Below are 12,071 nucleotides of genomic sequence, written 5' to 3' on the forward strand. Positions count from 1 at the left end.
AAGCTCGGTTTTTACTGCGGGCTTATACTACGCTCATGGAACTATGTTCGAGCTTTCTCTCACTTCTCACTATAATCCAAAAAGAAAAATAGAGGGTAGAATCAGCCGTCACTGACTCTACCCTCTAATCTTAGTATGTTTTTAATGCAATTGATCTCTCTTCCCAATGTTAGGGATGTTTTTCTATCAAAAAGTAGGATTGTTTTATTTTTTTAATGATTTGGCTTATGATTAGGAAAATAACTAAAAATAGAGCGACGGAGGGGAAGCAATGATAGAACACTCAGAAGAGGAACAACTAGCAGGGCAGTCAGAAGAACAATTGCTCGCCAATGGCTATCGCAAGTATCGCGGATCAGCACTGGATGTTTATTACAACAAAGAGCGGTGTATTCATAGCGGCAATTGCGTCAGAGGCAATGCTGCGGTTTTTGAGGTGGGGCGCCGCCCATGGGTTATTCCCGATAACGGGCCCAAAGAGCAAGTGGCACAAGTGATCCAATCTTGTCCAAAGGGTGCGTTACGATTTATAGTAAGGGGAGAAAACTAATGGAAATCAGAGAAGAAAAGAATCGGTTTGTTTTGTTGGATGATGAGAAGGAAATCGGGGAAATGACCTGGTCGGATGCCGGTGCTACGCGAATGATCATCGACCATACATTTGTCGATCCTGCTTATCGGGGACAAGGATTAGCAGAAAAATTAGTGGCAAAAGGGGTAGAAAAAGCACGAGCAGAAAAGAAAACAATTATTCCTCTTTGCCCATTTGCCAAAAAAGAATTCGAGGGCAAACCAGAATATGGCGATGTTTGGAGTAAATAACAGTAATGACAAAAGAAGTGGTTTCCCTTGGGGAGACCACTTCTTTTATCATAAATCTATCATCATGGGACTGTCAATGTTGAAATTGAGCATGGTAGAGACGGTAATAATAGCCTTTTTTCGCTAACAATTCCTCATGGGTCCCTTGCTCGACAATTTGCCCAGCATCCATCACCAATATTTTATCGGCCGCACGTATCGTAGATAAGCGATGGGCGATAACAAAACTGGTTTTTCCTTCCATCATTTTCAAAAAGGCATCCTGAATTTTCTTTTCCGTCAGTGTATCGACTGAACTGGTGGCTTCATCGAGGATCAGCATCGGGGGATTACTGATCATAGTACGAGCAATGGTCAGTAATTGTCGCTGCCCATCGGAAATCTTGATGCCTTGTTGCCCAATCGGCGTATCCAGTTTGTCGGGCAAGCGCATGACATATTCATACATATAGGCATTTTTCAAAGCATCGTATATTTCTTCATCGGTAGCCGTGTCATTGCCGTATTGAAGATTCTCCCGTAAAGAAGCATCAAACAGCCAGGTATCTTGAAGCACCATACCAAAACTCTTTCGTAATGCTGTTCGCTGCAATTGACGAATATCAACGCCATCTACTCGGATCGCTCCTTGATCGACATCATAGAAACGCATCAGCAAATTGACCAATGTCGATTTACCGGCACCGGTCTTTCCGACAATTGCCACCGTTTCGCCTGGTTCAGCTGTAAAAGAAAAGTCCTCGATCAGCTTTTGCCCCGGATCATAAGCAAAAGCCACATTTTCAAAGTCGATTCGCCCTTTGATTTTAGCCATCGGCTGCGAGGCTGTGTCATCCGCCGTCTCAGGCACTTGATCCAATAATTGGAAAGTACGTGCCAGACCAGCTAATGCCGTCTGAATCTGAGTGGTGATACCGGATAATTCAATAAATGGTTTTGAAAATTGGCTAGAATAGATCGTAAAACTGGAAATCACCCCAACAGTGACAAGACCCGAACCGGAAAAATATAGTAAGCCGCCGACAAAACCCACTGAAAGATAGGAAAGGTGATCGACAAATCGTGAGAGTGGATTGGTCAATGAAGAAGAAAACTGCGCTTTTCGTCCTCGAAGATTCAGTTCATCATTGATCACTTCAAATTGTTCTTGATTGACGGCTTCCCGTTCAAAGGCTTTGACGATTTTTTGATTGCCAATCATTTCCGTAACAAAACCGGAAATCTCCCCAACGATCTCTTGTTGACGGGCAAAATCTGATTGCGAAGTTCGTGCCACGATCCAGTTGACCATAAAAATGATCGGCGTTGAGACAAGAACCACGAGCGTTAGCGGAACACTCATATTGAACATGACCACCAGGGCAATCAGCACGACAGAAATACCTGAAAATAACTGATTGAAAACAGCAGCGACGGCAATGGAAATGTTATCCATGTCGTTGGTAAAGCGGCTGACGATATTGCCGTGGGAGGTTTGATCGTAATAGCGTAATGGCAATGTATTCAGATGAGCAAAGCCTTCTTTGCGTAAATCTGCCACTGACAGGTAGGCCACTCGATTGCCTAAACGCTGGATCAGCCATTGACTGACAACGGTCACAAGGACAACGCCGCCAAACAACGCTAATATGCGATAGAGTTCGTCGAAGCGGACTTGTTCAGGACCAATCATTTTATCCACCGCTTGACCAATTTCATAAGTCATAAAAACAGTGGAAATTCCTGCGGCGATCCCTAAAACGACAGCGGTCCAAGTTTCTTTGGCATAGACAGCGAGATAAGGCAAGTAGCGGCGAAAGGCAGTCCAATCAAAGGATTTCTTTTTCATTCTTCTTCCTCCTCTTGCGATGCCACGATTTCTTGATAGGCCTTCGATGAGACCATCAATTCCTCATGGGTTCCTTTAGCAACCAGATTTCCTTGATCAAGCACTAGAATCTGATGTGCGTCTTGAATCGAACGAACGCGTTGAGAAATAATAATGACCGTGCCGCGAATCTTTTCTTTTAGTGCCATCCGCAAGTCAAGATCGGTCTGATAATCCAATGCGCTTAACGAGTCATCTAAGATCAGAATATCGGGTTTGGCGATAATGGCTCGGGCAATCGTTAATCGTTGCTTTTGCCCGCCAGAAAAGTTTTTGCCCCCTTCAAAAATCGGCGTATCCAATTTTTGCGGCAATGCTTCAACGAAGTCTCGGCTTTGGGCAATCTCCAGTGCTTGCCAACATTCTTCATCGGTCGCATCTTTCTTGCCCCATTGCAAGTTTTCTCGAATCGTGCCAGTAAAGAGCACCGCAGTTTGGGGAACCATCGCAATTTTTTTCCTTAATTGTTCCAACGGCCATTTCCGCACGTCGTGACCAGCAACGATCACGTTACCGGCAGCAGTATCATAAAAGCGTGGAATCAATTGGGTCAATGTCGATTTTCCGCTACCAGTAGGACCGGTGATTCCCAAAGTGGTTCCCGGAGCGATCTCAAAATCGATGTTTTTTAACGCTAAGCCGTAATTAGGGGAAAAGCGGAAGTCCACATGTTCAAAACGGAGAGCCCCTGCTTGGTCTCTTTGATCGACAAAAACTTCGGATAAGCCATCATTAATCGAAGGTTCTGTATCTAACACTTCATTGATTCGGGAAGCAGAGGCCGCCGCGCGGGTAAAAATAATCACGAGGTTTGAAACGACGATCAGTGCCAACAACATTTGGTTCATATAATTGACCAATGCCAATACTTCCCCTTGTTCCAAATTTCCAATATTCACTTTGAATCCGCCAAAATAAAAGAGGGCGATGATCCCTACATTCATGATCAGTGTGGTAGCCGGGGTCAATAACGCGGAAAGATTAGTCACACGGATATAGACATTCGTCAAATCATCGGTTGCGCGATCAAATCGTTGGGTTTCTGTTTTTGTTCGCGCAAAGGCACGGATCACACGAATACCGCTCAAATTTTGACTGACTAGTTCGTTCAATTCGTCTAAGCGAATCTGAACTTTCTTATATAAAGGCACTGTTTTGCTGATGATCCAAAATAAAATAAGACAAAATAGCGGCAGCACGCATACGAAGATCAAGCCCGCTTGCCAATCGATCACAAATGCCATGATCACGGAACCGATACTCAAAAAAGGTGCCCTGACAACTAAGCGGATCAACATGGCTAATGCCACTTGCATTTGGTTGATATCATTAGTCATTCGAGTGATCAATGTATCTGTGCCAAATAAGTTCAATTCATTGTGGGAAAGCAGATTGATTTTTTTCATCAATGTATTGCGCAGTTCCGTGCCAAAGCCTTGGGAGGCCGTCGCTGCGTAATATTGGCAAATAACCGCGCAGATCATACCGATCACAGACATGGCAATCATCCACAGAGTCATTTCAACCACTTTGGACCAATTGTTTTGGCGAATCCCCTGATCCACCAGTGCAGCCATCTGTAGTGGGAGAACCAGTTCAAACACCGCTTCTAAAAATTTAAAAAAAGGGCCTAAGACAATTTGCTTGCGGTAGTCTTTGGCATAGCGTAACAATCCAATCATAACAGCCTCCTATAAAAATGAAATAGTCAATGAAAGAGAAAAAATATCTAAAAGGAGAGGAATTTCTCGCTGGAACTTACTACTAAGAGAGTCTTTCATTTCTAGAATATCTTAACATAGTTCGAAAGAGAGAGGGAGCAATCAAGCAATAAAAGAAAATTTCATTTTTATTTCAGAAAACAAGTTGCTTTTTCATACCTTCTTCATGACCGATACCACAACCGGGTGGATTTTCAGAGAGGCGTTGGTCTGGAAGATTTTGTATTTTCTGTCAATGAAAAGTATAAAAATTCAGGGAAAAAATAAAAATGTCTTAAAAAAATAGGCGCCGAAAACAAAATCTGGTACAATCGGAGAAGCGAAGTAGGAAACATGAAGGAGGCACTATGGATAGAAAGTCGAAATTCAGCAAACAAAGAGCCCGAAGTGCTCGTAATAAACGCCGATTGATTGGAGGCGTCGTCCTTTTTGCGATTGCCGGTATCTTTTTATTCGCAGGGTATACGTACTATGCTGCAAAACATTCTGTCGATAAAATGTTTAAGGAATCTGCTGTCATTAAATCGAATAAAGAAAAAGATAATTCATTGAAATCGGCAAATGTTGATTCAAAATTTGGTATTCTTTTAATGGGAGTCGATAACGATGCAGAACGGGAAAAGAAAGAGCATCTAGATACGACACGAGCGGACAGTTTGATTTATATGGTCTATGACGGGGAAAACAAAAAAATCGACATGGTCAGTTTGCCGCGGGATATTTGGACCAGCATCTATGATGGTACAGGAAATGGAACCATCGTTAATACCGCAAAAATCAATAGCGCATTTGCTATTGGTGAAGAAGATGCCACGATTGAGACCGTCCAAAATTATCTAAATCTGCCCATTGATTATTATGTGAAGATCAACTTTACCAGTTTTGAAAAAATTATCGATGCCATTGGTGGTGTGACCGTTGATGTCCCTTATGATATCAATGAAAAGTACACTTCAGACAATACAGGGAAAACATTGATTCCAAAAGGCCGACAGTTGCTAAATGGTAAGCAGGCATTGATTTTTGCTCGAATCCGAAAAATGGATACGGATGTTGATCGTGGAAATCGCCAACAAGAAGTCATTGAAGCTGCGATCAGTCAAGCCTTGAAGATCAACAATGTCACGAAGTATCAAGAAATTCTTGATTCTGTAAGTGATAATGTCAACACCAACTTTAAGTTTGAAGATTTGGTTTCACTAGCTGGGAATATGCTCTCCGGATTTTCTATCGATAAGCATACCTATGAATGGTACGATGGCGAGTCTTACGACGGCCAGTCAGTCGTGTATATTCAAGATGACTCTTATAATGAAATCCGCAATGATCTGCTCAAATCACTAGGTCGCGCAGATGAAGTAACTTCTGAAAGTCAAACGACGAATACGGAAGGAAATTATTAATCCAACCTCTAAGAAACGCTGCGGCGTTTCTTTTTTTGTTATCTTTGACTGTCTTGATCGGTTGCGTTGTCGTTTTTATTTGTTATTTAAAAATAATATTTCGTCAGAAAACTCTTATAAAAATGATGTTTTTAAAAAATAACTTTTTTCTCTTGTTTTTTAAATAAAATGAAAATTATTCCAGAAAAAATAAAACAGGAATGGCGTTATACTGTTTGAGGAATTTTCCAAAGGCCATTTAGCCGTCTAAGAGCAAATTCTATCATTGATCAAGACAGTAGACAGAATCCAGTACAACATGCATGAGGCAAGAGGGAAGAGCTGCTTCCTTTTGTTTAAGAAAAATGTGCAGAGAGGTGGGAGAGAAAAGAGATTCCTACAGTCTTTACTTGACACTGCAGGATACGATTCAGGAGGAACCAGATGAAGTATTTAAAAGTAGTTCCTTTTATGTTCATTTGCTTTGCACTATTGTTCAGTGGGCAAGAAACATTTGCGGCTACCGCCAAAAGTACCGCCGGCATAACGTTTGAAGGAACAACCACATCGGCAGCTCATCCAGAAGAGCCGTCCACGTCTAAAACAGGAGAGTCAGGGGATTCTACAGCACACCAAGGTGAGTTGCCGAAAACTGGCGAACGCAACCAACATTTATCCTCTTTTGGGGTCGTCGTAATTTTAGTAGCCCTACTAGCAATTTATAAACGGAAAGGAGACACAAAAAAATGAAAAAAATCTTACCTACCCTTTTGATTAGTGCCTTTATTTTAGGTGGAGCAGTTGTTGCAAACGCAGCAGAAAAAGATGCCACCAGCACGGCCAAAATAGGTTTGCAAACGTCTGATGATAATAATGATCCAAGTACACCGATCGTTGATCCTGACGATAATGATGGTCCAACCAATGATCCTACGGGAGACACAGGTAATTTACGGATCGATTATGTATCAAACATTGATTTTGGAACGCAAACCATCGGATCTTCCATCAAAACCTACACGGCACAAAAACCAAGTAAATCGATGCTAGCTCAAGTTTCCGACTTGCGAGGAACCGGTGCTGGATGGACGTTGCAAGTGAATTATGATGGTAAAGGTTTCACTGATGGCGACAACACATTAAAAGGCGCGAAATTGACGTTACCAACTGGCGAAGCGGCCACAACCGACGATAATATCGCAGTCGATCAGCCAGCTGCAACCTATAATGTCAGTGTCAATGATTCGGCACAAACCATCATGTCTGCCGCAGCGAACAAAGGATTAGGCGTCTGGGGGGATAAAATGGACCCTGCAGCGGTTCATTTAGAAGTTCCAGCAGGAAATCTAGCAGGGAACTATGCGGCAACCCTTGTCTGGACGTTATCTGATGCACCAGCTTAATCAAGCAATGACCCTACTTAATCTTACTAAAGAACAGGAGTATTCCCTATGAAAAAAATGACAACACTTTCTCTCGCATCCCTTGCACTGCTTTCCAGCACAGTGATCGGCACTGTCCTTGTTTCTGCTGACCAAACCGGTGATTCCGCAACCTCCACAGCGAAAATCACTTTTACCGGTGATAATACAGACCCTGACGGACCAGTTGATCCTTCCAATCCTGACGAACCAGACGATCCAAACCATCCAGTTGACCCAGATGATCCAGACAATCATGGAACAGGAGACAATGGGCCCTTATCACTAGACTATGTTTCAAACATTACCTTTGGAACAAAACAAATTTCTGCTGGCGATGAAGTATACCATGCGGAAAATGCTGAACCTCGCGTACAAATCACAGATAAGCGTGGGGTAGAAGAGGGCTGGACACTAACTGCTGCTGCCTCAAAATTTGTGGCAACAGATAAAAGCGAATTAAAAGGCGCAGTCCTTTCCTTTAAGAATGGGGAAGCAAAGACAACTTCAGATAATCTCAGTGCTGCACCAGTGACATCAGATGTCACCTTTGATAATAATGAAGCAAAGACAGTCATGACAGCTTCTTCATTAGCAGGTCAAGGCTTATGGTTAGATGTATTCGATGGGACAGAAGGCGATAATGAAAATGTTCAATTGGCAGTTCCTGCTGGTTCTGCTGAAGCAAAAGAGTATACAGCAACCATCACATGGACCCTTGCTGCAACTCCTGCTGAATAGGCGATTCCATGAAAACAATGAATTACGTGCTTCGTTTGGTCGGTTGTTTGTTTATTTTCGTGTGGAGCCAACCGGCTTTTGCTGCTGAAACTGCTGCAGATGGCTATAGTGTTTCTGCCAATATTCCTGAGTTTCAAACAAATACCAATGCTTCCTATTTTGATCTTTTATTAACACCAAAAGATCAGAAAGAAATTTCGATCCACTTGGCGAATCATTCGGCGAAAGCGGCAACCTATTTGATTCAAGTCAATAACGCCGCAACAAATAGCAACGGTGTCATCGACTACAGTCAACCATCGTTTAAAAAAGATGCTTCTGCTACCTATGAGTTAAACCAACTTGTTACCCCAAAAGAACAGGAAATCACGCTTAAAGGCGGTGAAGACAAAGACGTGGCTTTTCAAGTGAAAATGCCTGCTACCACATTTAAAGGCATCGTTTTAGGCGGCATCCACGTTGAGAAAGAAGAGGATCAAACGAAGAAAGTCGATGGCACAGGTATTAGAAATAAATATGCCTATGTGATCGGCATCAAACTGCAAAATAGTTTTGATCAAGTGTCGCCAGATCTCAAGCTGCTGTCGGTAGAACCAGGTCTGCAAAATTCCTATACAACGATTTTTGCTCAGCTGCAAAATCCTACAGCAGGAATCATCAATCAACTGGATATCAAAGCGGAAATAACCAAAAAAGGGCAAGAAGTCTTGTATTCTGCCGAGAATGCTGCGGTATCAATGGCACCCAATACAAACTTTAAATTTCCTGTTGACTTGGATAAGCAACAGCTGAAAGCTGGCAACTATACCCTTTCAATGGATGCCGTGCAAAAAGATACGGGGAAAAAATGGCATCTGACAAAGGACTTTACCATCAAAGCAGCTGCCGTCAAAAAAATCAATAAAGAAGCTGTGATCGAGAAACAACCGCTGGATTATCTTCCCTATATTCTCGCTATCGGAGGGGTATTAATAGCTGTGATCCTCGTTTTAACTTATAAGTTGATCAAACAACAAAACAAAGGTCGGTGAAGCAAATGGCAAAAAATAGGCATCGATGGGGAATGCTGGGGATCCTTTTAGGATTATTCGCTGTTACTACATTGTTAACGAGTCAATCTGTTTATGCAGCGAGCTGGCCAGTGAATCAATCCGAGTCAACTATTTTAGGTGGCCATGTTCAAGCAAAATTGACCTATACCAAAGATCATTCACCGGATTTCACTTCTGTAGGGGATATTGTGACAGTGACGACTGAGTTAACAAAACTCGATGATGGACCACTGGATGATTCTTTTGATCAATCTTCAATGGTCATTCTTTATCCGGATGAGAATCAGGGCTTAGAATTGATCGGCCAACCTACGTATAGTATCCGTTTTGGGGATATCGTTGATTCCGGAGAGTTTGTTCCCAGCAGCAAAGAGTTACCGAAGGAAATCATCGATACTACATTCAATCTCTATGCCAAATTTTACGGGGACTTGTTTCAATACAATGGGGTAATGACCCCGATTAAAGTGGAAGCATCCGACAAGATTCCTGACTTTGATCAAGAGCCCTATTACTCAGATCAGTTTAGCTTAAAAAATGTATTAGTGAACAAAGGTACGGTGGTGACATTGAGTTATCAAGCAAAGGTCACCAAAAAAGCAATTGAAACCCACGTAGGCAATGGGTTTACTTTTCACAGTGCCATGTTTGACAGTAGTCTCAATATCACAGGAGACTTTGACTTTGATCATGGTTTTCTAACAGCAGAAATGCCCGGGATTCAAGCATTAGCCGTTCGTTTTGATACGAATACAAAAGACCAAGTGATCGACTTCCGTCATCTAGATGCGGTGCATTTGAGTGGGACGTGGCATAGTGATCCTTCTGCGACGGTCAGTCAAACATTGACGGTTAACGGTAAAACGATTCCCATCCCTGCAGGCAGCTTTAAAGATGATGGCACCTTTGAGATGACAGTTGATCTCAGCCAGGCTGTTACGAAAGCGGAAGAGGTTCCAACAATCCTTACCATCAACGACAATTATGGGCAAACGGCTAGTGACACAACGAATCTGCAGGTTCAGCAAATGAATCAAGCACCAGAGATACAACTGGATGATCCAGCCGAAGGGGCGACAGAGAATATTTATGCCTCAACGAAAGAAGTGCCTTTTCAATTCCGGTGGCAAGATGCAGATAGTCAGCAAGTAGCACTATCTTATACTATTGACAATGGCGCCGAAGTTCTTCTGGATCAAAAAGAAAACACAGTTGCTGGACAATGGCAGACTTACCAAGGAAAACTTGAAGTGGGTTCACTGACTACAGGCAAGCACCAAGTTGTTTTTGATGTGAAAGACAGTGATGGTGCGCGAGCCCTTCAGACTGCTACATTCTCCATAAATGTTCAGCCGGATATCTTAGGCTTCAAAGAGGTCAGCCCGATTCTTCAGTTTCCAACGATTCCTATTTCCAATCAAGTGGTCTCAGAACCAGCTGAACGTGCAACCGTCTTGGTGACGGATACAGCCAATCATCCAGCCGCTTGGCATCTCATGGTCAAACAAACGTCGTCTTTTAAAGACAAGGACCAGCTGCTAAAAGGATCGGTACTAAGTTTTGTTTCTGATAATCAAAAACAACTCCTTTCGCCATTGTCAGAGAGTATTGAAGTACCCGTCCTGCAAAAAGGACAAGATGAATATGCGTTAGTTCAAGATGAAACCCATTATTTCCAACTAGATGTGCCTAGCGGAAATGTGGTGGGCAATTATCGTTCGGATCTCGAATGGACGATCGTAGACGCACCTTAATATGAAACGGTCTCTCAAACATCGTGGGGAGGATTTTTGAGAGACCGATTATTTGTGCTGTTTCGGGTTTTCTTTACTTAAAGGGAGATTTGAGACGATGGGATTGCAACAAAGATTGGTCAGAGCTAATTAAGAGAAGGACAGCCACTCTGCCAGTTACGTTGATTGATCTGTTAAGTAGCAATCAAGAAAGTTTTCTACTCCGTCATTTCCGTCATTGCTTTCACTCATGATTTTGGATAAAATGAGGACGGCATAAAAGAGACGGTTACCCATTTTTTTATAAACCTTATTTGTTACCTGTATTTGTGACATTCTGATAACTAATGGAAAAATGCTCAGTGGTTGTCCTTATTCTACAGCCCAGCGTCATTAGAGAATAATTGGGGATTATTTGGCGAGAGGGATCATACAAGGAGATAATTATGGAATTAAAGGAGTTATTGAATAAGAATGACTACAATAAATTACGAATCATTGAAGAGCTGATGAATGCGGATGGTCCTTTATCGAAGAAAGAATTAGGCAAACAAGTGAAGCTAAGTAACTTCTTATTGCAAAGTCATTTGGAAGATATTGCGTTACTTGCGCAACAAGAACGGTTTGGCATTCAATTGCTTCAAACGGTTAAGGGAAATACCGTCTGCTACTCACTAACAAAGTCGGACCATTCAAGTCTAAAATTTATATTGTTTCATTTTTTTGAACAATCGATTGATTATCAATTATTAGCGCTCTTGCAACAAAAGCCGAATTGCACGATTCCATTCTTGACCGATTATTTTTTTCTTTCAGAATCTGTCCTTTATGCGCATTTTCAACATATCAATGAGTTTCTGAAAACCTATCACATTCAAATTAAAAAAGGAAAAATCATCGGTTCGATGCTAGATAAGCATTATTTTTTTTACTACTTTTATTGGTTTACACTGCCAATGTCTGAAATACATAAACGATTTTATCGGCCTGAGATCGAGCGTTTTTTACAGTTTTTAGAACAAAAAATCGAAGTGACTTTTCCGTTTCATGTCAAATTACAGTTTTATGTCTGGTCGACCATTTTTTTACAACAATCAAAAAATCAACTACTGACAGAGACATTTTCTCAAGAGTTTCTTTTAACGATTCGTCAAGATTCCCTCTACCAGAAGATTCGTCAAGTCTATTTTACTATGATCGATGCAGCAGCATTCCCGGGAAGTGAAGCCTTTCCAGTCTATATGTATATTTTTTTCACTTCTATTTATATTCTGCCGTCTCGAACCATTCCTTTTTCTGAAACGGATACAACCTGTGCGCACTTTTCGGCGA

At 41.9% G+C, this 12,071-nt stretch carries 11 protein-coding genes; 9 read left to right on the top strand and 2 right to left on the bottom strand.

Annotation, left to right across the window (positions count from 1 at the left end; all coding sequences use genetic code 11):
- Window positions 1-271 precede the first annotated feature (271 nt).
- Together Q0A12_RS06800 and Q0A12_RS06805 are read left to right on the top strand one after the other, a co-directional pair.
- Window positions 272-550 carry a (4Fe-4S)-binding protein gene (locus Q0A12_RS06800; RefSeq protein ID WP_291291907.1) on the top strand — a complete coding sequence of 93 codons (279 nt, stop codon included), beginning with the start codon at window positions 272-274 and terminating at the stop codon, window positions 548-550.
- On the top strand, window positions 550-822 hold the full coding sequence (locus Q0A12_RS06805; protein WP_291291908.1) for a GNAT family N-acetyltransferase: 273 nt from the start codon (window positions 550-552) through the stop codon (window positions 820-822). Before Q0A12_RS06800 ends, Q0A12_RS06805 begins: the two co-directional genes overlap by 1 nt.
- A gap of 73 nt (window positions 823-895) precedes the next feature.
- Here Q0A12_RS06805 and Q0A12_RS06810 read toward each other — a convergent pair whose 3' ends face one another.
- Together Q0A12_RS06810 and Q0A12_RS06815 are read right to left on the bottom strand one after the other, a co-directional pair.
- Window positions 896-2,650: an ABC transporter ATP-binding protein gene (locus Q0A12_RS06810; protein WP_291291909.1), complete on the bottom strand. Its 1,755-nt coding sequence runs from the start codon at window positions 2,648-2,650 to the stop codon at window positions 896-898.
- Window positions 2,647-4,371: an ABC transporter ATP-binding protein gene (locus tag Q0A12_RS06815; protein ID WP_291291910.1), complete on the bottom strand. Its 1,725-nt coding sequence runs from the start codon at window positions 4,369-4,371 to the stop codon at window positions 2,647-2,649. The genes Q0A12_RS06810 and Q0A12_RS06815 overlap by 4 nt, the downstream gene beginning before the upstream one ends.
- A gap of 386 nt (window positions 4,372-4,757) precedes the next feature.
- Between Q0A12_RS06815 and Q0A12_RS06820 the strand changes: the two genes are divergently transcribed.
- The 7 genes from Q0A12_RS06820 to Q0A12_RS06850 all read left to right on the top strand — a co-directional run.
- Entirely contained in the window at window positions 4,758-5,813 is a 1,056-nt protein-coding gene (locus Q0A12_RS06820; RefSeq protein WP_291291911.1) for an LCP family protein, read from the top strand.
- Window positions 5,814-6,236: 423 nt separating this feature from the next.
- Window positions 6,237-6,542, top strand: a complete 306-nt coding sequence (locus tag Q0A12_RS06825) for an LPXTG cell wall anchor domain-containing protein (protein ID WP_291291912.1) — start codon at window positions 6,237-6,239, stop codon at window positions 6,540-6,542.
- Window positions 6,539-7,195: a WxL domain-containing protein gene (locus Q0A12_RS06830; protein WP_291291913.1), complete on the top strand. Its 657-nt coding sequence runs from the start codon at window positions 6,539-6,541 to the stop codon at window positions 7,193-7,195. The genes Q0A12_RS06825 and Q0A12_RS06830 overlap by 4 nt, the downstream gene beginning before the upstream one ends.
- Window positions 7,196-7,243: 48 nt before the next feature.
- Complete coding sequence (locus tag Q0A12_RS06835; RefSeq protein ID WP_291291914.1) at window positions 7,244-7,954, top strand: WxL domain-containing protein; 711 nt, start codon at window positions 7,244-7,246, stop codon at window positions 7,952-7,954.
- A gap of 8 nt (window positions 7,955-7,962) precedes the next feature.
- On the top strand, window positions 7,963-8,985 hold the full coding sequence (locus tag Q0A12_RS06840; protein ID WP_291291915.1) for a DUF916 and DUF3324 domain-containing protein: 1,023 nt from the start codon (window positions 7,963-7,965) through the stop codon (window positions 8,983-8,985).
- Window positions 8,986-8,990: 5 nt separating this feature from the next.
- On the top strand, window positions 8,991-10,760 hold the full coding sequence (locus Q0A12_RS06845) for a hypothetical protein (protein ID WP_291291916.1): 1,770 nt from the start codon (window positions 8,991-8,993) through the stop codon (window positions 10,758-10,760).
- Between the two features lie 425 nt (window positions 10,761-11,185).
- The coding region (locus Q0A12_RS06850) for a helix-turn-helix domain-containing protein (RefSeq protein ID WP_291291917.1) at window positions 11,186-12,071 on the top strand (886 nt) is incomplete at its 3' end.

This window comes from Enterococcus sp. (assembly GCF_022711995.1).
Lineage (GTDB): Bacteria > Bacillota > Bacilli > Lactobacillales > Enterococcaceae > Enterococcus_D.